This is a genomic window from Psychrobacter glacincola (genome assembly GCF_904846075.1).
Classification (GTDB): Bacteria; Pseudomonadota; Gammaproteobacteria; order Pseudomonadales; family Moraxellaceae; genus Psychrobacter; species Psychrobacter glacincola_C.
Genome location: NZ_CAJGZH010000001.1, coordinates 687,137 through 709,444 on the forward strand (window position 1 = coordinate 687,137; position 22,308 = coordinate 709,444).

Genomic DNA, 22,308 nt, shown 5'->3' on the forward strand with positions numbered 1-22,308 from the left:
TTAACGATGAATCGAATCGTTGCAGTCAGTTATTGATGAGGTAGCGTCGTAACAAGGCTGTTAATATTGTTGCCGTCAGCTTTAGACGTATCGGCATCATATTTAGATGCCATTTCTATTTTATTCATGAATAAGGATTGTTATGAACGCGATTGCCACTTACCAATATGAAACCTTACAAGTTAGTATGACCGACAATATACTCACGGTAACCTTAAATCGCCCACACAAAAAAAATGCCATGAGCTTTAAAGTGGTGAAAGAATTGATTGCCGTCGCAGAACGCATTGGTAAAGATAAAACGACACGTGCGGTGATTCTAAATGGTGCTGAAGGCACGTTTTGTGCGGGCATCGACTTGGGTGATTTAAATCATCCAAAAAATCAAGCGTTCGCCGTTTGGGAGCTGATAAAGCCATGGCAGAGTTCATTCCAGCGTGTTTGTCTGGTATGGCGCGATGTGCCTGTACCGGTCATTGCCGTACTAGAAGGCTATTGTATTGGTGCAGGTCTTCAGCTAGCGCTGGCTTGCGATGTGCGTATCAGTCATCCAGATTGCAAACTGTCTATTATGGAAGCTAAGTGGGGTCTGGTACCAGACATGGGTTTGACGCAATCGGCGTTTGGCGTGGTACGTGAAGATGTGCTAAAAGAGCTTGCCATGAGTGCGCGTATCGTGATTGCCAGTGAGGGCAAAGCATTGGGTCTTGTCAGCCATTGCAGTGAAGCGCCACTTGAGCAGGCGCAAAAGCTCGCTGCTGAATTTGCAGAGCGCTCTCCTGATGCGGTGTTGGCGAGTAAGCGAGTGGTCAACGCTATGTTCCAGCAGCCAGCCACTACTTTATATAAAGAAAAAGTATGGCAGCTTAAAATGATGCTCGGTCGTAATCGCAAGCTTGCGTTAAGAAAAGCCAAGCAAGCCAGTACGGCATTTGGTAAGCGCCAGTTCCGCTAAATATCTTTTACTAATTATGCCGCTATGCTGACGCTCAGACCTGTTTTGACAAATTATTGTGATTGTTTTTAGTTGTTATTGTTTGTTTTATTCACGTCATACCTCTATTGAAATGTGAGCGGATAGTACGATATAACACTGTCCACTTGCGCCGCTGTATGCAAATGTGCACTAATGGTGGCAATGACCCTTGTTTTCAGTATTGAGTAAATACTAAATATTAAAGACAATGGAAGCCTGAATACTACAATAACAATCACTAGAGTGTATTGAACCTTTATAACGATTTAATACACTCTATATAAAATGGTCTGAATATGTCTGCTCCAAAATCCTCTCTACCCAATCGACCCATTGCTTCTGAGCGCGTACGTTCTGCTGATTTGCCTGTTGCATGGATTATGATGCTTGGACTTATCGTGGCAGTGGGGCCATTGTCTATTGATATGTATCTGCCTGCATTACCATCGATGGCAGATGACTTTGGTGTCTCCACAGCCTTTATGGCCAACTCTGTTCCTGCCTATTTTTTAGGCTTGGTATTTGGCCAGTTATTTTATGGACCATTTAGTGATCGTGTTGGTCGTGTTAAGCCTTTATATATCGGTATGACGCTATATGTCATCGCATCCATTGTTTGTGCGACTACTAATAACGAGTATGTATTGTTTGTTGGACGGACGATGCAAGCGCTTGGTGCGTGTGTCGGCGCGGTGGTCACTCGTGCTGCGATTCGCGATCGATTGACTGCTAAGCAAACCGCAAAAGCCTTTTCTATTATGATTTTAGTGATGGGTTTAGCGCCGATATTGGCCCCATCGCTTGGTGCACTATTTCTACAGTTTTTTAGCTGGCACTCTATTTTTTGGTTTTTGGCTGCTTTTGGCACGTTGAATTTATTACTCACAAAGTTTTTCTTCTTTGAAACGTTGACGGAAGAAAATCGTAATGTACGTCCTGCAAGAGAAGTACTGAGTCAATACTGGGACTTATTAAAAGACCCGACGTTCAATTATCCAGCGATTGGTGGCGGCCTGCTGATGGGGGCGATGTTTGTTTATATCAGTTCAGCCTCTGAGCTGATTATGGATACCTATGGGGTATCCGCCACCCACTTCGCTTGGCTATTTGGGATGAATGCTGCTGGTTTTGTGGGTTTGACTCAGCTGAATCAGTGGCTTACCAATCGCTTTCGTATTTTGAGTATTTTGCGCTTTGGTGCGATGATGCAGGTTATTTCTGCAGGCGTGCTATTTATCATAGGTCTATTTTTGGGTACTGATGCTTGGCTTCCACTGGTACTGGCTTGTATTTTCTTCTGTATCGCAGGCTTAGGTCTTACTCAGCCAAATGCTTCTGCTATTGCGCTGGCCTTTCAAAAACGCCGAGCGGGCATGGCAAGTGCGCTACAAGGCTCGCTCATGTTTTCAGTCGGTATCTTTGGTGGATTATTATTAAACCTATTTCCAGTTAATCCCGTGCTCAAAATTGGTATTGCGATGTTCGCTTTGATGAGTCTTGGCTGTTTTTTAATTTGGCAGATAGATCGTAATTTAAATCTGGACGATGCGGAGTAAGCCAGAGACTTTATAATTCTTGCACTAGCATCTTAAAAGGCATTCTTACATTGATTATGTAAGGATGCTTTTTTTGTGCTTTTTATTTTATTTTTTGCCTAAAAATGCTCATAAAACAAGACCATATTACAAGTCTTCAGTCATAAAGGTAGACTTATGTACGCCCTTAATATCCTTTATTTGCCATATATAACAAATTGTACGTAATAACTAAACATAATTATTGCAATCATAAAGTTAGGCAAGTATTATCAAACGTAACTTTCTGTAAGTAAGTATTGTGAAGATATTACCTAACCTTGCTAGATTGTCATTAATTAATATGTACAACCACGTGAAGCTTTAAGGGTAAATTATGATGCAGTTATATCGAGTGTTACCAATTGTATTGAGTGTTGGCCTGTTTGGCTGCGGTAACTCTTCCACTCAAGAAAATGCCAATTCGACTGGTACGCCAGTAACAGAAAATAAAGATAATTTTGTCAGTAATTTGCCTGATACGGCACCAACATTAAAGGTCGCTATGACGGGTGATTTACCGCCTTTCTCATTTCAAGATGACTATGGCAACATGCAAGGGACTGACGTTGATTCCATTAGAGCTATCGGCGAGGAGCAAGGCTTTAAAGTCGAGTTTTATAAAGAAACTTGGCAAGATATGTTCGATAGTGTGGAGTCAGGAAAACGTGATTTAGCTATTTCTGGTATCTCTTATAAAGATGATCGTGCGGTAAGATATGGTCTATCAACGCCTTACTTTTTTAACCCAGCTACCATCATGTACTTGGAAGGTAAGTTTGATATCAAAGGCTTAAACGATATAAAGGGTCTAAAAACTGGTACGTTGGCAGGTTCTAAAGAAGAAGATACTCTGAAACAGATGGGTAGCTCGGTTGAGTTGGTTTCAAGATCTACTGCATTTTTGGCTTATCAGGACTTAGTACAAGGTAAGACTGATGTTTTCTTATACGACATGCCAGTGCTGCAGTACATCATAAAAGGTTATCCAGAACATAAAGTGAAGATTGTACCTTATGAAGCGGCAGACGCACCTTCAGCGCAACAAGTCGTATTAATGGCAAAAGAAAATACTCAGTTGATTAATACGGTTAATGAGGGTATTGCTAAACTGAAAGAAAAAGGGACATTTAAAGAAATTGAAGAGCGCTGGTTAGGTGAGGCTGTACCTGCATCTGCTGATAAGAGCAATTCTGATACTAATACTACGCAATTGAACTAAGGAATTCTGAAGATGGCAACCACTCCCAATGTTGACAATAAGCGCTATCAAGGTCTAATCATTTCAATTGCACTATTTTTATCGCTCATCGGTGCTTTGTTAGCCTTTACGTTCTATACCTCAAACTTATTAGAAAGAAATACCGCTTTAATTGACCAAACCAACCAAGTCGCTAATAGCGCGCAGGCGGTAATTAAAGATTTATTTGACTTAGATAATAGCTATGGCGAAGATACGAACTCTCCGCATATTCAGCGCGTTTTGGAGCGTTTGAAGGAAAATACGGCGTTGATTACCAGCTCTATTGCTGCTATTGAGCAAGGTGCAACGATCACTGACGTTGATGGCAAAACTTATGATCTGCCAAAGATTGACAGTAACGCACAAGTAAACATTACCGCGGCTAATGAGCAGTGGAAAGCGTTAGAGCCTAAGATTCAAGCATATCTTAAAGATGCTGATAATATTATGGTTTCCTCTGAAGATGATCTGACCCAAGCCGTTGAACAAGCCAAGACGTCAAGTCTATTGATTAACGATTCGTTAGACAATTTGACCAAAGATGTTTTCAATAGTGCCGAACGCCAAGCGACGACCATTCGTCTTATTCAGGTACTTGGTGTTGCCGCCATCTTTACCTACTTTCTAATCTTTGTATTCTTTTTTGTACGTCGTTTACGTGAAACCGATGCTGAAGCATTTGCCGCTCGTCGCGAGACGCAAGAAATTATGGAAACGGTCAGTACCGGTCTATTTTTGCTTGATAAAGACTTAAATATTGGTCAACAGCATTCTCGTGCATTAAATGACATTGTCGGCTCAGACAGATTGGCAGGGGAAAACTTTACCAATGTCTTGCGCGGTCGTATTTCTGATAAAGATCTGAAAACTACACAGCAATTTATTGAGCAGCTTTACAATCCACGCGTTAAAGAAAAATTGGTAGATTCTCTGAATCCGCTACATAAAGTGATGCTGCATAATACGTCTGGAGACAAAGCCCAGAACAGTCGCTTCTTAGACTTCAAGTTCTCGCGCGTTTATGATAACAAAGATATTGCTCGTATTTTGGTCAACGTCAACGATGTATCAGATGCCGTATATTTAGAGCAGCGTCTAGAAAAAGAGCGCTCGCAAAATGATATGCAGATCGAGATGCTCACCACTATCTTGAATGTAAATCCTAAGATTATTAATGAGTTTATTGATAATACGCAGATGCACATTGAGAAGATGAACAATATCTTGAAAAATCCTGGTAGCTCTCAATACGAGCTTGAAGGCAAGCTAAAAGCCATCTATCGCGAAATGCATAGCTTAAAAGGTGAGGCATCTGCGCTAAAACTGCACAGCTTTACTAAAATTGCCTCAGATGCGGAAGACAAACTGCACGCATTGCAAAACCAAGGTCAATTATCTGGTAACGATTTCTTGCCATTGGCCGTACATTTGGATGACTTGTTAAGCTTATCAAATACCATTGCAACGTTAGGTGAGCGTATCAACCGCTCAGCACCAGCAGCCGCAAAATCTAGCGTATCAGCAGCAATTTCTGAAAGTCAGTCAATTGCCAGATCGGCTACCAGCTCAAGTAATGGCATGGCCACTGATGGTGGTTTGGACATCAATTTGGGTAGTGATGCAGACGATGCAAATAATGATCACTTGGTTTTTTATAAAGACTTTGCCGATGATATCGCAACTAGGCAAGGCAAACAGGTCACGCTCAAAAGCCTGACATTAACCCAAGCCAATATACCAGAGCATCTGGTAAAGCCGATTAAAGAGATTAGCATTCAGCTACTACGTAATGCTGTGGTACATGGTATTGAAGCGCCAAGTGTTCGTCAGACGACGGGTAAAGCAGTCGTCGGTACGATTGATTTAGAGGTGCAAGACAGTGGCGCAGATGTGACGCTGATTGTGCAAGATGATGGTCAAGGTATTGATTATGACAGCATTCGTGCCAAGTTAAGCAGTGATGGTCGTTTTAGTACGGAAGAAGCTAGCCAGCTCAGTCAGGGCGATTTGCTCAAGCAACTATTTGTATCGGGTTTCTCTACCCGAGACGACGCGGATGAAGATGGCGGACGCGGCGTTGGTCTCGATATTATCAAAGCAAAAGTAAAAGAGTATGGTGGCAAGCTGAATGTAAACAGCGAATTTGGTCAGATGACACGGTTTGTGGTTACTTTACCCAAAGCTTAATTAGAAACAGCAGGTATATTGTCAAGGATGACAAGCACTTCATTAAAGGTAATAGATCAGTTATGCATAAGTTAATGATTGTTGATGATTCAAATATTATTAGAAATCGTATTCAACGCGCGTACGATTCAGGGCAGTTTATGCTGGTTGCGACGGCAACCAGTGGTGTACAAGCCATTGAAAAGTTCAATGTCCATCGTCCTGATGTAATCACCATGGACTTGACCATGCCACAAATGGACGGGCTTGAATGCATTGAGAAAATCATTGCGATTGACCCTGAAGTACGCATTTTAGTGGTGTCAGCACTGTCTGATAAAGCCACTGGCATTGAAGCATTGTCGTTGGGTGCCAGCGGATTTTTGTGCAAGCCTTTTTCAGAAGAAGAGCTTGTAGAGTCTTTGTATGAGCTAATGCAAGACTAAACCATTCAACGACTTAAGTAGATGTCATTATGAAAGAACAAAAGCTACAGATTTTTTTAAGTATTATTAGTAACTATTTTAATCAGTTTGGGGGAGAGGAGCTTGTCGCTGACACCCCATATCTGTTAGAGAATAAACAGCCAAAAGTCCATGATTATACGGGTGTGATCGGTATATCGGGTGGACAAAAAGGCGTGGTGTATTTTTCGGCAACCCGTCAGTTATTGTCCGCTATACTGGATAGCATGGGTGAAACGGATAAAAGCGATGAGAATTATATCGATTTGGCTGGTGAAGTGGCCAATACAATCGCTGGTAACGCGCGTAAAGAGTTTGGCTCAGAGTTCCATATTTCTGTGCCGTTTGTATTTAAAGGCTCTCCACAAAGTATTGTGTTGCCGAATGATGAGCGTTCTTTTATCATTCCCATCACTTGGAACTCGCAGATAGGCGAGATTGTGGTCTGTTTGCAGGATTAACGTTGCTGCCACCGCGTCATAAAGATGGATATTAATATATTATGGTTAAAGTAGAAAAATTGGGTGTGTTTCTGAGCTCAATCAATGCATTTTTTGCACAAATTGATGGCTCGGAAGTGTCCATTGATACCCCTTATTTAAATCATAACAAGAGTGCTGTTGGTTATGATTATAGCGGCGTTATCGAGATATCAGGGCCTCTTGAAGGCTGTGTGTATGTGAGTGCGCCAAGCGTGATGTTACGAGAGGTCATAAAAGTGATGGGCGAGCCTGACTCATCGATCACGATGATGAAAGATCTGCTCGGTGAGATGGCCAACACTATCTCTGGTAATGCTCGTACTGAGTTTGGCTCAGAGTTTATTATCTCGCCGCCGCATATTGTTGAGAGCGCACCAAGCGTGTCTTATTTGCCAAAAGATCGCCAAAGTTACGTCACACCATTTACGTGGCGTGGGTATAAAGCGGTCATTGGTATCTGTATCGCTTAATCTACAGCTGCTCATTTATTCAGTATAAAGAACGACGTTAATGCGTCGTTTTTTTATGCGTTATCATCCACTTAAACAGCATAATAGCGCTAGCAGTCGCTAAGCATTATATGATAAAATATAGCCCAGCTATTTTTTATCACATCGTATTTTTACGTTCAAATGATAGCTCAATTTTTTAAACCAACCCATCAACCAATGACACACACATCATGGCAAAAAATTGCTGGGTGTTTGGCGACTTGATTAATTTGCAAAAAAGTTAGTGCTGCCACAATAAGCATTAACCGTTAGCAGATGCGTGTCGCTAGATAGGCAGTTTTTGTGATGTGGAGGCATAACCCAACCAATAGGAATTTCACATGTCTACAAAGAATCCAACCAAAATCGAAATGCGCGACTTACTACAAGCCGGCGCTCACTTTGGTCACCAAACACGTTTTTGGAATCCAAAAATGGGACCATACATCTTTGGTGCCCGTAACAAGATTCACATCATTAACCTTGAGCACACAGTAAAAGCGTTTAACGAAGCATTGACTTACGTTAACGGCTTAGCTGCCAAGAAAAACAAAGTATTGTTCGTAGGTACTAAACGCGCAGCAAGCGGTATCATCGCTGAGCAAGCAGCACGCGCTGGCATGCCATACGTTGACCATCGCTGGTTAGGTGGTATGTTGACTAACTGGAAAACACTTCGCCAGTCAATCAACCGTCTAAAAGAGCTAGAAAAGCAAGCAGAAGACGGTACTTTCGCCAAGCTTACTAAGCGTGAAGCGTTAGAGCGTACTCGTGATATGGAAAAACTTGAGCGTTCACTAGGCGGTATTAAAGATATGGGCGGCCTACCTGACGCAATCTTCGTTGTAGACGTAGATCATGAAGCGATTGCTATCAAAGAAGCTAAAAATCTAGGTATCCCAGTTATCGGTATCGTTGATACTAACTCTAGCCCAGATAACGTTGATTACATCATCCCAGCAAACGATGATGCTATCCGTGCTGTGACCTTGTATGTGACTTCTATGGCTGATGCGATTATCGCTGGTAAAGAATACGCACAGACTCAAGCGGGCGGCAAAGCTGAGCAAGAAGCACCTGCTACTGAAGAAGCACCAGTTGAAGCCAAAGCAGAAGAAGCAGCGACTCCAGCAGAATAATTGGCTGACCCAAAAGGTTTAACTTTGTAAGGATAGCTTGATAGTCACACTATCTGCATCCATATAAAGTTATTAACAGCGTATAAGCTCACACGTATAAGCTCACAATAGGCATGATGTAGTTTTACTCGTCATGCCTTATTGTTGATGGAACACTCGTTAATAAGCGAGTATTATCGCTTATATATGCCCTCGTGATGCATAATATCTGTCATTACAATGATGTCTATTATCACGATCAACCATGAGTGCCTCCATTACTATAAGAGCGATATAGTACCAATAGATAGCAAAGATATATCTCATAGAAATTAAGCACTCCCATACATAATAAAAGGTAACTCTTATGTCAGAAGTAAAAGTATCTGCCAAAATGGTAAAAGAATTGCGTGACCGTACTGGTCTTGGCATGATGGAATGTAAAAAAGCGTTAGAAGAGTCAAACGGCGATGTAGAAACTGCCATTGATAACCTACGTAAATCTGGTCAAGCTAAAGCAGCTAAAAAAGCGGGTAACATTGCAGCTGATGGCGCTATTATCATCGCTCAAGGCGACAACAAAGCATTCTTGTTAGAAGTAAACTGCCAAACTGACTTCGTTGCAAAAGACGAAAACTTTACGGCATTTGCAGAAGCAGTAGCGAACATTGCATTAGAAAACAATGTGACTGACGTAGCTGCTATCGCTGAATTGCCATATGGCAATGGTCAGACTGTTGAAGAAGCTCGTGTATCTTTGGTACAAAAAATCGGCGAAAATATCCAAGTACGCCGCGTTGAAGTATTAGAAGGTAGCAACCTTGCTTCATACCGTCATGGTCTACGTATCGGTGTTGTGGTATCTTTTGAAGGCGGCAACGCAGATACTGGCAAAAACCTTGCCATGCATATCGCTGCGTTTAACCCAGTTGCGGTTGATGACGAAAGTGTAGATGCTGATTTATTAGCACGCGAAAAAGACATCATCGAAGCAAAAGCTCGTGAGTCTGGCAAGCCTGATAACATCGTTGAAAAAATGATCGAAGGTGGCCTACGTAAGTACCTAGAAGAAGTGACTTTACTACGTCAGCCATATGTTATGGACAACGAGAAGAAAGTTGGTGATGTACTAAAAGCTGAAGGCGTAAAAGTACTTGCTTTCAAACGTCTAGAAGTTGGTGAAGGCATCGAGAAAAAGCAAGAAGATTTCGCTGCTGAAGTTGCTGCAACACAAGCACTGGCTAACAAGTAATTTTTAAATTTTGCTAAGAAGAAAGGTGAGTGCTAAGCTTTTTGGTCTGGTACTCACCGATCAGCTTTATTATTAATCTTGTATCGAACTCAAAAAATATGACAAGATAGATTATGAATGAATAGATAAAGCCTCTTAGCACAAAAAAAGCCCGTTAATTATATTAACGGGCTTTTTTACGTTTGGATTCTACTGTTCATGCAGTTTTCATTCTAGCGTAATGCGTCATACGCTGAGTTGGCATAGCTGGCACTATTGCTATTACTGCTGGTGCCATAGCTGACGTTTTGTAAGCCGCTACTGAGACTAGGATTGGCGATTTTATTGCTAGCGTTCATGGTACTGCCTGATAGCCCTGAATCGTTTTTATACAAGCTATGGTAACGGCTCATGACATTTTTGACATAGTTACGGGTTTCTTTAAAAGGCGGGATGCCGTTATATTTATCAACGTTACCTTCACCCGCATTGTAGCCCGCAACCGCAAATTCTACGTTGTTATTAAAACGCTTCATCAGCCATGCAATATATTTAGCAGAGCCTTCGATATTATCTGCAGGGTTCCAAGGATTGCTGACTTTGAAGCGTCGTGCAGTCGCTGGCATCAGCTGCATCAAACCTTGTGCGCCAACAGGTGAGCGTGCATTTGGGTTAAATGCGGATTCGCTATGCATCATTGCTTTTATAAGCCCAGGATCTACGCCATGACGCTGAGCTGAGGCAAGAACGTAGCTATCATATGAGTTGCGGCTTCCGCTACTGCTGGCAGAGCTACTACCATAGCTATCGCCACTGCCATCATACATTTTGGATTTTTTATAATGGGTAACTTTGACTGTTTTAGTAAACTTATTAAAGTTACCACTAGGTTCACTGCGATTGGTAAGTAGTATCTGACCGTCGTTACTTTTTTTAATATACATACTCTCCGCGTGAGCAGTAACAGAAAAGGCAAGTGAGCTAGTAATGACAGTTAATAGAAGAGGAGACAAGCAGCGAGTCACTAAGGTTGTAACATTTATCATAGGGTTATCACTTTTCATCGAGTAATAGCAAATTGCTTTGCCTATAGGCGCGTCGTTCTGCGCATTTAAGCGGTTATCGTGCTGGTAGGATTTTATCGCTGTAAACGATATAGCACCCTAGCAAAAACCACGTCTAACTAGAAACCACTCGCATTGGATACAAAAAATAATAGTTGCTTACTATAACATATAATAACTTTTCGACGCATATGATTATCAGTACAAAGTATAAATGTCATTTTTAATTTGTAAAAAAATCAACACACTACCGTTTTTGAGTACGTTGATTGAGTATCGGCTTTATTATTTTTAGGCGTATGTAGTACGTGAATATTCTGGCTGTGGCAATGAATGAATCGTGAGAAATAAAAGCTGTTCAAAGCACTGAAAACTGCTTTGAACAGGGTTATATAGAAAGTGCACTGATAAAAATAGGCACCCAAACGGCGGTGACCAGCCCGTTTACTGCCAATCCAAATGCCGCATAACGCCCAGCAGTGTGGCTAATTTGCCATGCTTCGACGGTACCAAAAGCATGCGCTGCCAATCCAAGTGCTAAGCCCTTGGCGCGGTCATCATCGATACCGCGAAATAAAAAGCGCGCCAAAGTACCACCGATAAGCCCTGAGACAATAATAATTAAGTTCGCCATGGCTAGTGGTGCTTTAATTAGATCTGCGACACTCAGACCGATTGGGGTGGTTACTGAACGCGTTGCGAAAGCGAGTATGGTGTCGTGACTTAATGAAAATAAATAAGCCAATGACATCGGTAGCAATGCACCAACCACACTTGCAAGGATAACTATGAGAGTAAGCTTTTTGACTGGCAGACCTTTAAAGTTCATTGCTGCTAATGGTACTGCCAACAGTACGGTGACATATCCCAATAAGTGATCAAATACAGGCTTGGCAACATCGTAATAATCGTTGTAATCCCATTGTAGGATAAACAAAAATAAGAGAACAAGCGCCAACGCCGTAATCACCATCGGCAGCCATGAGAGCTTACGTGCCAATACACGAGCAGTCACATGAGCGATTAGCGTTAATAATATCGCCGCAAAGGTTGCCACAAACACGTTATCAAAAGTCATTGCATTTCCTTGTTCATACAGCTCATAGCTGTCCTTTGTGCTCTTCAACGGTGGTGCTATCGATGCTAACATCGTGATTGAGCGAACGGTTGGCAAGTATGGCAAGTCCCCAAAGCGGTATGAGTGTGCTAATAATCATCGTCAGCATAACGCCCCAAAGCTCATCACCTAAAGCAAATAGCAGTAAACCTGCACCTGCAGACACGGGCAAAAAAGCAAAACCGCTATCCACTAATAAAGTATTACTGGCTTGGGTGAGCCAACTGGGCAACCCTTTAAGTAATCGCCATGCCATCAAAATAAAGAACATGGCGACCAATCCAACGATGTTGGCAGCCTTTTCTATTCCTGCTAATTGACAGATGATAACGGCTGATTCACGAACCACGATGACCATCGTGAGTGTGAGGATTAATGCAAGCCATAGCGGCAAATGGGTGGAATGAGTAGATTTCATAAGAAATACTGGCCGATTTAGAAATAGATAGGATAGGAGCCACAAAATAGGTAACCGCACTCTAATAAGTGTGTTCTATCTATCAATGATATGAATATTGGTTGAACCTATAGCCGATGATTATATAGAGAGTAGGCAAACTAATAAAGCTTACTATAATGAGTGTATCATTTGCGCCAGGCTACCTTGTGCTCACTTTAAAAGACATCGACTATGGTAGCGCGTTTTCGTGATCGGGTAACCTATAAAATTTAATGCTATGTGCCAAAAAAAAGGATGATATCAATGGATATCATCCTTTTGTCTTTTATAAAGCTATTTTAAAGATTTAGTCATTTATATCTTTAAGTCAGAAGTTTCCACTTCTACTGCTTATTCCTCTGACTTAGCGGCTTCAGAATTGAGCGCATCAAACTCATCAAACGCTTTTTCTTCTGCCTCGGTCATCGTCGGCTCTTCAATCTCATCAGGCTTTTCGAACTCTTCAAGTACTGGCATCAATAATGTGGCTTGTGCTAATGGCAATACATCTAAAGGCTCTAAATTGGCCTGACCCAGTAGCTGTCTTAGCGTATCGCTTGGCAAGCGAATTGTTAAGCACTCATGACCACTGTCATCGTAGCTCTCTTCCTGAATAACACCCAGCTCATATAAGGCGTTTTTTAACTGACCTGCATGATAAGGTAAGGTCAACTCAAAGGTGGTGAGTGTGCCAGTCAGTAGCTGCTGGACGGCTAACGACAACTCTTCCATGCCTAGATTTTCTCTAGAAGAAACGTAGACGCGATTGGGTTGTCCTTCGCTAGCATAACCAATATGTGCAGGCTCATCTGTCAAATCAATCTTGTTGTAGACATTGAGCACTGGTACATCATTATCAATCTCTGCTAATACGTCTTTGACCGCTTGAATTTGCTCATGCATATCTTCACTAGAAGAATCGATAACGTGTAGCAATAAATCTGCTTCCAAGGTTTCTTCTAATGTTGCATGAAAGGATTCGACCAACTCATGCGGCAGATGACGGACAAAACCTACCGTATCGACTAAAACAACACGACCAACACCCTGCCAGTCTAAACGGCGTAAAGTGGGATCTAGCGTGGCAAATAATTTATCCGCTGCATAAATATTTTCGTCGACTAAGCGGTTAAATAGCGTAGATTTTCCCGCATTGGTATAACCGACAAGCGAAATCGTCGGCACATCTGATTTTTGGCGACGGGCTCGACCTTGCGCACGTGTCTGTCTGACTTTCTCGATTCTGCTTTTAAGCTGATTCACGCGCACTTGTAGCAAGCGACGATCGGTCTCAAGCTGGGTTTCGCCGGGTCCACGTAGACCAATACCGCCTTTTTGACGCTCCAAATGCGTCCAACCTCGTACCAAACGCGTCGATAAATGGTTGAGCTGCGCCAGCTCTACTTGTAGCTTACCTTCATAAGTACGGGCACGCTGCGCGAAAATGTCCAATATCAAACCCGTACGATCCAGTACGCGACATTTGACCAAGGCTTCAATATTACGCTCTTGTGATGGCGATAAGCTATGGTTAAATAAGACGATATCCGCATCATGTTCGCGTACCAATTCTGCTATTTCTTCTGCTTTGCCGCTACCAACGAAGTATCTGGCGTCGGGTCTTTGGCGTGAGCCTGTGACTAAAGCCAAACGATCAGCCCCTGCTGAGTCTGCTAACAGCTCAAATTCACCTAAATCATCAGGATCTTGAATTTGACGGATGTCTAAATGTACTATAATGGCGCGCTCGCCACCTTCGTGTCTTTCAAAATAATCCAAAGAGTATCACCTATTTAATAAAGTAAATATATCGCTATTATCCATTCAGTAAACGTCGATATAGCGTTCATATGACCATATATATGTGGTCTCATCAGTTAATATTAAAGCGTTATAGCACAATTAATGAGGGTTTTATGTTACAGCGTAAATGAAAGCCATAGGCAAATCAGTGAACGCAGCAGAACTGGTTGAATAAACAGCAACTCAGTGAACAAATCGTCACTGACTGAATAAATTTTGTTATACTCATGGCGCTTGTTTACGATATATAATCATATGTTTTTAACCACGAGGGACACAGATGAGCCAATCTAAGTCAGGCTTCTCACTCAGACAACAGTTGGGGCGCGGCAAACAAATTGCTGGCATGACCACTACTATCGCTGGTGGATTGCGCGCCGCCCAACGTATTGGCGCATTTAAACAGCCACCACGCGAAAAATTGCCACGCTATATTCAAGCCTTTTGCCGCAAAATGGCAGGCTCTTTTGGCGTCAAGGTTGTGGCAGTCGAGCGGGTAGAGCAGCACCACGGATTATGGGTATCCAATCATGTGTCATGGATGGATATCCCTGTGGTGGGGACATTGAGTCCTGCTTTTTTCTTATCCAAAGCCGAAATCGGTGAATGGCCTGTATTTGGTAAGCTGGCTCATGCAGCAGGCACGGTATTTATTGAGCGTGGTTCCGGTGATGCAGGGTCGGTCGCCGCCCAAATTGCCAGTTTTTTGACCAAAGGTTTCTCAGTCATATTCTTCCCTGAGGCGACCACCACTGATGGCAAAAAAATCAAGCGTATTCATGGCACGTTGCTACAAGCTGCCATAGATGCTGACGTACCCGTACGCCCACTGGTAATTGCTTACGTCAATAAAGACGGCACGTTAAGTGAAGAGTTGCCTTACTATGGCAAGCTTACGATGAAAGAGAGCCTAAAAAAGGTACTCGATACGAAAGATGTGACCGCCTATGTATTGCCACTGGAGCCAATAGATCCTAAAGGGTTGAGCAAAAGTGAATTGACGGACTTGTTACAAGCCCGTATGCAAGAAGGTTTGGCCGAATTACATTCGCGAGTCTTAACGAAAGTCGCTAAAATATAAAGCGGTGACAGCATAATAGTTGTGAATATTTAACACGCTCTAATAAAAAAGGCGCAAATCGCTCAGTTTATAACTGCGATTTGCGCCTTTTTTGTTTACTAAATACTCAAACATTAATTTATAAATGCTTTACCTATATCAAACTAAGGTGATGGATTGGGATGCTGGGTATGCACCGCTTCAATCGCTTCCAATACTTCTGAGCTTAAGGTTAAGTGTATACTATCGATGTTGGATTTTAGCTGCTCGATCGTAGTAGCGCCAATAATATTACTGGTGACAAATGAGCGTGAGTTAACGAAAGCTAGTGCCATCTGTGCCATATCTAAACCTGCATCTTCTGCTATTTTGGCGTATTGAGTAGTGGCTGATAGCGCTTCTTCGTTGGTATAGCGCGCAAAGCGATCATACATCGTCAGACGCGCACCCGCTGGACGTTTGCCATCGAGATATTTACCAGATAATACACCAAAGCCAAGCGGTGAATAAGCCAGTAGACCCACATTCTCACGGTGCGTAATCTCGGCCATAGCGACTTCATATAAGCGATTTAGCAAACTATAAGGATTTTGCACCGTGATAGGGGCGATCAAACCATTTTTATCGGCCTCCCATAGGTAGCGCATCAGTCCCCAAGCGGTGTCGTTCGATAGTCCATAAGCGCGAATACGCCCTTTTTTAATCTCATCATTTAACGCTTGAATGGTCTCTAGAAATGGTGTCAAATCATCTAATGGTTGCGCTGCCATCTCTTCGGTATAGCCAAGCTGACTAAAAAAATTCGCTTGGCGTTCAGGCCAATGGAGCTGGTAAATATCAATATAATCGGTCTGCAAACGCTGAAGATTGCCATCGATGGCGCTGCTAATATGTTCGGCATTAAAACGCGTTTGCCCATCACGCAAAAAATCCATCGGCGATATTTTGCTAGCAAGGATAACTTTATCGCGCTGTTTGGTTTTATTAAACCATGTACCCATAAAGCGTTCAGTATCGCCTTGCTTGTCCTTATCCGGCGGCGATGGATACATCTCCGCCGTATCCCAAAAATTCACCCCTTCGCTTAGCGCCATGTCCATTTGTTCATGTGCTTGGGTCTCGGTATTTTGCTGTCCCCATGTCATCGTGCCTAAACAAATCTTAGAAACTTTTTCATTGAGTTGTGGCAACATTTGATATTGCATATGAATGTCCTTTGTAAATGTATTTTTATAGCTGACAGTTTTTTAAGCGATTACATGAGCTTTATACCAGTGACACCAGGCGGGGTAACCTTAAAGATTTTTACTTTAAATAACAGGGATTGTCCGGCAAGGGGATGGTTAAAATCCACTTCGACTTGCTCGTCATCGAGTGCACTAATCGTACCCGGCAGCGTGTTTTTGCCTTTGTCTTCGAACTCTACCATCATGCCGATTTCTGGATTATCAGCGATTAACGCAAACTGAGTACGGCTGAAATGTTGGATGTTGTCAGGATTCCAATCGCCAAATGCCTGCTCCGGCTCAAGGTGGGCAGAGCGCGTATCACCAGCACGCAGGTTCATTAATACCTGCTCAAAGCCAGGTAACAAACTTTCATCACCAATGGTGAGCGTCACAGGCGCATCACGGCTAAAGGTAGAATCAATCATCGTACCGTTCTCTAGTGATACTTCAAAGTGCAGCTTTACAAGGCTGCCAAAAGTGATACGGGTGTCTTCATTGGGATTGATAAATTGTGAGTCGGTCATAGTCAACAGCCATTTATTACGGGATTAGGAATTGGTTTGGCAAATAATATAAGAAATGATAAGCCATCTTGGAGAGTATGTAAGCGTAAATAGTGTAACGCAAATAGTGTAATATATTTGGCAATTCTAAGAGTAGGCAGGGGTTTTTATGGTAAATAAACAACAAGGTCACATTAAAAAGTGGCAAGATGACAAAGGCTTTGGTTTTATCGAAACACAGAATGGTGATTCAATATTCTTTCATATCAATGAGTTTAAAGCGCGTCGTCGCCCTGAGGTCGGTGAGCCAGTTGTTTTTACGTTTGGGCAAGACAATCAAGGGCGTATGCAAGCAAAGGATGTGCAAGAACTTAGCTTTGTGCAGCAAAAAATGGCACAAAAGAATCAGAAAATCCGTCAGCGTAATCACAAACGTAGCATGCAAGCAGACTTTGAAGCGGGACAAAAGAAACGTTTGTTCCTTGGTGTGGGCTTTTATGGCGTATTAATCTTATTGGCTGCCATGAATAAGCTCAGCTGGCTGGTTGTGGGTTGGTATGTGGCTTTGGGTCTCATTACTTATATGATGTATGCCAAGGACAAAGCCGCTGCTCAGAATAATGATTGGCGCACACCTGAATCAACCTTGCATCTGCTAAGTGCGCTGGGCGGTTGGGTGGGCGCGATGGTTGCGCAGACGTATCTACGCCACAAGTCGCAAAAGCCTGAATTTCGAGTGGCGTATTATTTGACCGTCGTAATTAATATGGCGGGGTTATTGTTTCTGTTGGCAGGTGGCGGGCTAGAGACGTTAACTGATTTATCATCAGAGTTTCTGTAAATAAAACTAAAATATTAGGCATAAATAAAACATGAAATTTTCACAGGATTTGAAACAAATAAAGTCAAATTATCAATTTAAACTGAGAACGATCTTAGATTTCATCAATGAAATAGATGTTTATATAGAAAAAAATCTTAATGAAATTAAAGGAACTGTCCTTACTTCTGATGCCAATACTGAATCAGAAGGAAAAAAACTAAGAAATTTTTTAATTGAAGCTTTGGATGAAAATAGTAATTCAAAAGCCAATGAAAGGGTTGAAGTTGCATCACCAGTATTGTCTAAATTTATACTAGTCTTTATTAAATCAATGCGATATAGTGAGTTTTTGAATGAAATGACACTGTCATATCTCATTGCATGCCAAGAAGCAATGTTTAAAGACTATCTACACTCGATTTTAATAAATAATAATAATTGTCTTAAGACAGCGAAAGATAAAATTTCATATGATGAAATTTTAAGTTTTGATAATATGGAAGATTTAATTGAAAGTATAGTAAAGAAAGTAGTTGATAGTATCGGTTACGGTAGCGCGGAAGATATTTTTAAGTTTTATCTCGAAAAATTTAATATAGACTTCAAGAGTTTTCATGGTTGGGAGCTTATAATTGAATCAAGTTTGCGAAGGAACCTAGTAATCCATAATAAAAGTATAGCGAATGACAGTTACTGTAGAAAATTTAGCGAGATTAGTTTAAATGATAGAATTGATGTAGATAGCGAATATGTTAAGAGCGTTGCAGAAAACTTAATAGAATTTAATGAGTTTTGTCTTTCTGCCGTAAGTCAGAAATTTAGAATAGAAACGTAGAGTTCAGGATAAACAATAAAAAAGGTGGGTTACGAATACGTAAACCACCTTTTCTACTTATAAATTGAACTGTATTGATAATACGATTTGAAATTATGCCCGTGGCATTTCACGCTTTTTTTCTAAAAACAGCATGTCAATGACAATCAACGCCACACCGATACTAATGCCCATATCTGCAATATTAAAGATAGGGTAATGCCAGACATCAGCGTTGTGTACATGGATAAAGTCGATGACGTGACCATGTAGTAAGCGGTCAATGAGATTGCCAACCGCACCGCCGAGCACTAGCGCTAGACCTGTCGATAGTAGCTTGGCTTGGCGCGGGGCTTTTATCAGGTAGCCAATTAAAAATAGCGACATTATCAATGCCAATCCCGAAAAAAACCACTTCTGCCAACCACCAGCATCTGCCAAAAAGCTAAATGCCGCGCCATAGTTGTATGCCAATGTCCAATTCAGAAAAGGCTCAATCACAGGCACTGGCTCATGAAAAGTCAGCTTAGTTTCAGCCAGCCACTTCGTCCATTGATCGATAATTAGCACGACCAACGATAGGAGATACCACGTAAACGCACGACGGCCATTTGCAATCATTTTTGGCGTCTTATTCAGACGACTTTTCGGTGTCGTTGAGCTGCCTGTAGTTGCATGAGCTGGCTCAGGTGATTTATCGACTTCACTATATGGCGGCTTGTTGTCTGATGATTCTGTTGAGTTAGGCGTATGGTTAGGCATAGTGGCGCACCTCACCATCACCGCTGACGTTAGTCACGCAGCGTGCGCATAATTCTGGATGTGCACTATCGGTACCGATATCATCACGGATATGCCAGCAGCGTACGCACTTGGTGCCAGTTGCGGCGCTCACATTGACCACTAAGTCTACTGATTCATCCGTGCTGCCGTCAATTTGCTCATCTGTGCTTGTTTTATCGGCAGGAGCGTCGCTCATAGGTTTCAAAGTTGCGCTACTAGTGATTAGTACAAAGCGCAGCTCTTCACCCAGCTTGGCCAAGCTTTCATGCATTGCACCGTCAGCATACAGATTGACATCGGCAGACAAGTTAGCGTTGATGATTTTTTCACCACGTGCGGTCTCGATATGTTTATTGACCATATCCTTTGCCAGCATGATACGTTGCCAGTCATCGTTGCTGATCGCGCTTAGCTCAAATTCTGGAAATTTATACCATTCTTCAGTAAATACATAACTGTCAGCGCCATGCAATACTTCCCACGCTTCTTGTGCCGTGAATGACAAAATCGGCGTAATCCAGCGAATGAGTGCCTGAACGATATGGTAAATCGCCGTTTGCGCAGAGCGACGCGGCTGTCCATCAGTCTGAGTCGTATACTGACGATCTTTGATAATATCTAAATAGAAGCTACCCAAATCTTGCGAACAGAACGCAGTAATATGCTGGGTGACTTGGTGAAAATCCATCGCATCATAAGCACTGATGATTTGTGCTTGCACGGTTTGCGCGCGCTCAATGATGAATTTATCAAGGCTGACCAGCTCATTGATATCGATGCTGTTGACCGCAGGATCAAAGTCATCGGTATTGGCAAGTAAGAAACGCAAGGTATTACGGATGCGGCGATACTGATCTGTTGCGCCTTTAAAAGAGGCTTTACTTGCAGACATCTCGTAGCGATAGTCAACAGAGGCTACCCAAAGTCGCAAAAGATCAGCGCCTAGCGTGTTAAAGACATCTTGAGGCTCAAAGCCTTTTGTATTGCCTAATGATTTAGACAGTTTGCGACCGTTGGCATCAATCGTAAAACCATGCGTCAATACTTGCTTAAATGGAGGGCCACCGTACATGGCTTCAGATGTCAGTAATGACGTCTGGAACCAGCCACGATGCTGATCTGATCCTTCCAAGTAGATATCTGCTGGATTGGTTAATTCATCACGCTGCTCAAGTACGGTAAAATGGGTTGTACCTGAGTCGAACCATACGTCTAAGGTGTCGGTTGCTTTGTCATAATCAACAGCTTCCGCGCCTAAGAAGTCTTCACAGCTGGCATCAAACCACGCTTCAACGCCGCCTGCATCGATTTTTTGTGCAGCGACTTCCATCAGCTCAAGCGTGTTTGGATGCAGCTCACCTGTTTCTTTATGGGTAAAGAAAGTGATCGGTACGCCCCATGTACGCTGGCGTGAGATACACCAGTCTGGACGACCGTTCATCATGGCTTCAATGCGGTTTTGCCCCCATGCTGGCGTCCAGCTTACTGCTGGGATATCGGCAAGCGCACGCTCACGCAAACCTTTGGCTTCCATACTGATAAACCACTGCGGGGTCGCACGGAAAATAATCGGCGACTTATGACGCCAGCAATGTGGATAGCTATGCTCAATCTTGGTATGACTGATTAGATGTCCATTGTCATGCAGTGCGGCGATGATTTTTGGATTGGCCTTATAAATGTGCTCGCCCGCAAATACCGCCGCGCTGTCCAGATAAACGCCCGTACCACTGACTGGGTTTTCAACAGGTAAGTTATATTTAAGACCGACGATATAATCGTCAAGACCGTGACCGGGTGCTGTATGGACGAGGCCAGTACCACTATCTGTGGTTACGTGATCGCCTAGGATTAATGGCACTTGACGGTCTGCAATCAGTGGATGCTGGGCACGCAAGCCTTCAAGTTCTCGTCCTGATACGGTTGCCAATACACTCTGATTACTAAGTTTGAGTTCCGTTAATGCTGCTTCAACCAAATCCGCGGCTAGTAGCAAATTACCTTTTTCAGTCGCCACCACACTATAGTTGTGCTCAGGATGTACAGAGATGGCTTGGTTAGCAGGTAGCGTCCAAGGGGTCGTCGTCCAAATAACAGCGGCGATATTGCCTGCTACGCCAGCCAACGCCGCAACCTTATCGGTATCCAAAACATCGAAGCTCACATAGATAGCATCAGACACTTTATCTTGGTATTCCACTTCCGCCTCAGCCAGCGCAGAGCTACAGTCTAAGCACCAGTTGACGGGTTTCATGCCACGAGTCACATGACCATTGTCATGAATTTTGGCAAGCGCACGTACGGTATTGGCTTCTTGATGAAAGTTCATCGTTAGATATGGGTTGTCCCAATCGCCAAATACGCCTAGACGCTTAAAATCTGCCTTTTGCAATTCAATCTGGGTGCTCGCATATTCGCGGCAGAGACCACGGAATTCGGTCGCAGAGACTTTTTGACCCACTTTACCGACTTTTGCCTCGACCTTTTGCTCGATAGGCAGACCATGACAGTCCCAACCGGGTACATAAGGGGCATCAAAACCTGATAGCGTTTTTGACTTTACAATAATGTCTTTGAGTACTTTATTAACCGCGTGACCCAAGTGAATCTGACCGTTGGCGTATGGAGGGCCATCGTGCAAAATGTATTTGGTCGCCCCAGCACGTGCCTGACGAATTTTGCCGTACACATCATCCGCTTCCCAAGCAGCAAGCCAATCTGGCTCGCGCTTGGCAAGGTTGGCACGCATTGCAAAGGGCGTATCGGCAAGGTTTAGCGTGTCTTTATAATCCTGGCTTGGCGTATCAGTACTTTTATCAGTCATAGAAGGTGTCTTTTTAGAAAATGGATTAAAAATCGATGTAAAGTCAGATGTGACATTTAGGGTAATGCTTAGCTGGCTGCTTAACCGTTGATGATCGCTTTCTC

General features: G+C 42.7%; 20 protein-coding genes. 12 read left to right on the forward strand and 8 right to left on the reverse strand.

Features of this window, described 5'->3' with window-relative positions:
* Nucleotides 1–142 precede the first annotated feature (142 nt).
* The 9 genes from JMW85_RS02965 (at nucleotide 143) to tsf (ending at nucleotide 9,766) form a co-directional block, all read left to right on the forward strand.
* The gene (locus tag JMW85_RS02965; RefSeq protein ID WP_201580910.1) at nucleotides 143–955 is read left to right on the forward strand and encodes a crotonase/enoyl-CoA hydratase family protein; all 813 of its coding nucleotides are present in this window, start codon (nucleotides 143–145) and stop codon (nucleotides 953–955) included.
* A gap of 317 nt (nucleotides 956–1,272) precedes the next feature.
* A complete protein-coding gene (locus JMW85_RS02970) occupies nucleotides 1,273–2,532 on the forward strand; it encodes a multidrug effflux MFS transporter (protein WP_201580911.1) in 1,260 nt (419 codons plus the stop codon).
* Between the two features lie 355 nt (nucleotides 2,533–2,887).
* Complete coding sequence (locus tag JMW85_RS02975) at nucleotides 2,888–3,772, forward strand: transporter substrate-binding domain-containing protein (protein WP_045443631.1); 885 nt, start codon at nucleotides 2,888–2,890, stop codon at nucleotides 3,770–3,772.
* Between the two features lie 12 nt (nucleotides 3,773–3,784).
* Nucleotides 3,785–5,980, forward strand: a complete 2,196-nt coding sequence (locus JMW85_RS02980) for an ATP-binding protein (protein ID WP_201580912.1) — start codon at nucleotides 3,785–3,787, stop codon at nucleotides 5,978–5,980.
* A 62-nt stretch (nucleotides 5,981–6,042) separates the two neighbouring features.
* Nucleotides 6,043–6,405, forward strand: a complete 363-nt coding sequence (locus tag JMW85_RS02985; protein WP_045443633.1) for a response regulator — start codon at nucleotides 6,043–6,045, stop codon at nucleotides 6,403–6,405.
* Nucleotides 6,406–6,434: 29 nt separating this feature from the next.
* Nucleotides 6,435–6,884 (forward strand): chemotaxis protein CheX, encoded by a 450-nt coding sequence (locus JMW85_RS02990; RefSeq protein WP_045443636.1) that lies wholly within the window; start codon nucleotides 6,435–6,437, stop codon nucleotides 6,882–6,884.
* Between the two features lie 41 nt (nucleotides 6,885–6,925).
* Nucleotides 6,926–7,375, forward strand: a complete 450-nt coding sequence (locus JMW85_RS02995; protein WP_045443639.1) for a chemotaxis protein CheX — start codon at nucleotides 6,926–6,928, stop codon at nucleotides 7,373–7,375.
* A gap of 362 nt (nucleotides 7,376–7,737) precedes the next feature.
* On the forward strand, nucleotides 7,738–8,535 hold the full coding sequence (gene rpsB, locus JMW85_RS03000) for a 30S ribosomal protein S2 (RefSeq protein ID WP_045443642.1): 798 nt from the start codon (nucleotides 7,738–7,740) through the stop codon (nucleotides 8,533–8,535).
* 346 nt (nucleotides 8,536–8,881) lie between these two features.
* Complete coding sequence (gene tsf / locus JMW85_RS03005; RefSeq protein WP_045443645.1) at nucleotides 8,882–9,766, forward strand: translation elongation factor Ts; 885 nt, start codon at nucleotides 8,882–8,884, stop codon at nucleotides 9,764–9,766.
* A 212-nt stretch (nucleotides 9,767–9,978) separates the two neighbouring features.
* Here tsf and JMW85_RS03010 read toward each other — a convergent pair whose 3' ends face one another.
* From JMW85_RS03010 to hflX, 4 genes are all read right to left on the reverse strand, one after another.
* Nucleotides 9,979–10,791, reverse strand: coding sequence for a lytic transglycosylase domain-containing protein (locus JMW85_RS03010; protein ID WP_201580913.1), 813 nt, complete (start codon nucleotides 10,789–10,791; stop codon nucleotides 9,979–9,981).
* Between the two features lie 406 nt (nucleotides 10,792–11,197).
* Nucleotides 11,198–11,887: an LrgB family protein gene (locus JMW85_RS03015; protein WP_055125716.1), complete on the reverse strand. Its 690-nt coding sequence runs from the start codon at nucleotides 11,885–11,887 to the stop codon at nucleotides 11,198–11,200.
* A 22-nt stretch (nucleotides 11,888–11,909) separates the two neighbouring features.
* Nucleotides 11,910–12,344: a CidA/LrgA family protein gene (locus JMW85_RS03020; RefSeq protein WP_201580914.1), complete on the reverse strand. Its 435-nt coding sequence runs from the start codon at nucleotides 12,342–12,344 to the stop codon at nucleotides 11,910–11,912.
* 372 nt (nucleotides 12,345–12,716) lie between these two features.
* Nucleotides 12,717–14,144: a ribosome rescue GTPase HflX gene (hflX, locus tag JMW85_RS03025; protein WP_201580915.1), complete on the reverse strand. Its 1,428-nt coding sequence runs from the start codon at nucleotides 14,142–14,144 to the stop codon at nucleotides 12,717–12,719.
* Nucleotides 14,145–14,448: 304 nt separating this feature from the next.
* Between hflX and JMW85_RS03030 the strand changes: the two genes are divergently transcribed.
* On the forward strand, nucleotides 14,449–15,249 hold the full coding sequence (locus JMW85_RS03030; protein WP_060490440.1) for a lysophospholipid acyltransferase family protein: 801 nt from the start codon (nucleotides 14,449–14,451) through the stop codon (nucleotides 15,247–15,249).
* 143 nt (nucleotides 15,250–15,392) lie between these two features.
* Here the strand turns inward: JMW85_RS03030 and JMW85_RS03035 are convergent, their stop codons facing one another.
* Entirely contained in the window at nucleotides 15,393–16,433 is a 1,041-nt protein-coding gene (locus tag JMW85_RS03035; protein ID WP_201552895.1) for an aldo/keto reductase, read from the reverse strand.
* Between the two features lie 50 nt (nucleotides 16,434–16,483).
* Nucleotides 16,484–16,981, reverse strand: a complete 498-nt coding sequence (locus JMW85_RS03040; RefSeq protein ID WP_045453721.1) for an FKBP-type peptidyl-prolyl cis-trans isomerase — start codon at nucleotides 16,979–16,981, stop codon at nucleotides 16,484–16,486.
* A 148-nt stretch (nucleotides 16,982–17,129) separates the two neighbouring features.
* Here JMW85_RS03040 and JMW85_RS03045 point away from each other — a divergent pair, with 148 nt between their 5' ends.
* Both JMW85_RS03045 and JMW85_RS03050 read left to right on the forward strand, forming a co-directional pair.
* A complete protein-coding gene (locus JMW85_RS03045; protein ID WP_201580916.1) occupies nucleotides 17,130–17,801 on the forward strand; it encodes a DUF1294 domain-containing protein in 672 nt (223 codons plus the stop codon).
* A gap of 31 nt (nucleotides 17,802–17,832) precedes the next feature.
* Nucleotides 17,833–18,618, forward strand: a complete 786-nt coding sequence (locus tag JMW85_RS03050; RefSeq protein WP_201580917.1) for a hypothetical protein — start codon at nucleotides 17,833–17,835, stop codon at nucleotides 18,616–18,618.
* A 93-nt stretch (nucleotides 18,619–18,711) separates the two neighbouring features.
* Here the strand turns inward: JMW85_RS03050 and lspA are convergent, their stop codons facing one another.
* Both lspA and ileS read right to left on the reverse strand, forming a co-directional pair.
* Entirely contained in the window at nucleotides 18,712–19,359 is a 648-nt protein-coding gene (gene lspA, locus JMW85_RS03055) for a signal peptidase II (protein WP_201580918.1), read from the reverse strand.
* Complete coding sequence (gene ileS / locus JMW85_RS03060) at nucleotides 19,352–22,204, reverse strand: isoleucine--tRNA ligase (protein WP_201580919.1); 2,853 nt, start codon at nucleotides 22,202–22,204, stop codon at nucleotides 19,352–19,354. Before ileS ends, lspA begins: the two co-directional genes overlap by 8 nt.
* Nucleotides 22,205–22,308: the final 104 nt, after the last annotated feature.

What these genes read in the sequence shown, in the direction of transcription:
- JMW85_RS02965 (WP_201580910.1), top strand. Translation starts at nt 143, where the DNA reads ATGAACGCGATTGCCACTTACCAATATGAAACCTTACAAGTTAGTATG.
- JMW85_RS02970 (WP_201580911.1), top strand. Translation starts at nt 1,273, where the DNA reads ATGTCTGCTCCAAAATCCTCTCTACCCAATCGACCCATTGCTTCTGAG.
- JMW85_RS02975 (WP_045443631.1), top strand. Translation starts at nt 2,888, where the DNA reads ATGATGCAGTTATATCGAGTGTTACCAATTGTATTGAGTGTTGGCCTG.
- JMW85_RS02980 (WP_201580912.1), top strand. Translation starts at nt 3,785, where the DNA reads ATGGCAACCACTCCCAATGTTGACAATAAGCGCTATCAAGGTCTAATC.
- JMW85_RS02985 (WP_045443633.1), top strand. Translation starts at nt 6,043, where the DNA reads ATGCATAAGTTAATGATTGTTGATGATTCAAATATTATTAGAAATCGT.
- JMW85_RS02990 (WP_045443636.1), top strand. Translation starts at nt 6,435, where the DNA reads ATGAAAGAACAAAAGCTACAGATTTTTTTAAGTATTATTAGTAACTAT.
- JMW85_RS02995 (WP_045443639.1), top strand. Translation starts at nt 6,926, where the DNA reads ATGGTTAAAGTAGAAAAATTGGGTGTGTTTCTGAGCTCAATCAATGCA.
- rpsB (WP_045443642.1), top strand. Translation starts at nt 7,738, where the DNA reads ATGTCTACAAAGAATCCAACCAAAATCGAAATGCGCGACTTACTACAA.
- tsf (WP_045443645.1), top strand. Translation starts at nt 8,882, where the DNA reads ATGTCAGAAGTAAAAGTATCTGCCAAAATGGTAAAAGAATTGCGTGAC.
- JMW85_RS03010 (WP_201580913.1), bottom strand. Translation starts at nt 10,791, where the DNA reads ATGATAAATGTTACAACCTTAGTGACTCGCTGCTTGTCTCCTCTTCTA.
- JMW85_RS03015 (WP_055125716.1), bottom strand. Translation starts at nt 11,887, where the DNA reads ATGACTTTTGATAACGTGTTTGTGGCAACCTTTGCGGCGATATTATTA.
- JMW85_RS03020 (WP_201580914.1), bottom strand. Translation starts at nt 12,344, where the DNA reads ATGAAATCTACTCATTCCACCCATTTGCCGCTATGGCTTGCATTAATC.
- JMW85_RS03030 (WP_060490440.1), top strand. Translation starts at nt 14,449, where the DNA reads ATGAGCCAATCTAAGTCAGGCTTCTCACTCAGACAACAGTTGGGGCGC.
- JMW85_RS03035 (WP_201552895.1), bottom strand. Translation starts at nt 16,433, where the DNA reads ATGCAATATCAAATGTTGCCACAACTCAATGAAAAAGTTTCTAAGATT.
- JMW85_RS03040 (WP_045453721.1), bottom strand. Translation starts at nt 16,981, where the DNA reads ATGACCGACTCACAATTTATCAATCCCAATGAAGACACCCGTATCACT.
- JMW85_RS03045 (WP_201580916.1), top strand. Translation starts at nt 17,130, where the DNA reads ATGGTAAATAAACAACAAGGTCACATTAAAAAGTGGCAAGATGACAAA.
- JMW85_RS03050 (WP_201580917.1), top strand. Translation starts at nt 17,833, where the DNA reads ATGAAATTTTCACAGGATTTGAAACAAATAAAGTCAAATTATCAATTT.
- lspA (WP_201580918.1), bottom strand. Translation starts at nt 19,359, where the DNA reads ATGCCTAACCATACGCCTAACTCAACAGAATCATCAGACAACAAGCCG.
- ileS (WP_201580919.1), bottom strand. Translation starts at nt 22,204, where the DNA reads ATGACTGATAAAAGTACTGATACGCCAAGCCAGGATTATAAAGACACG.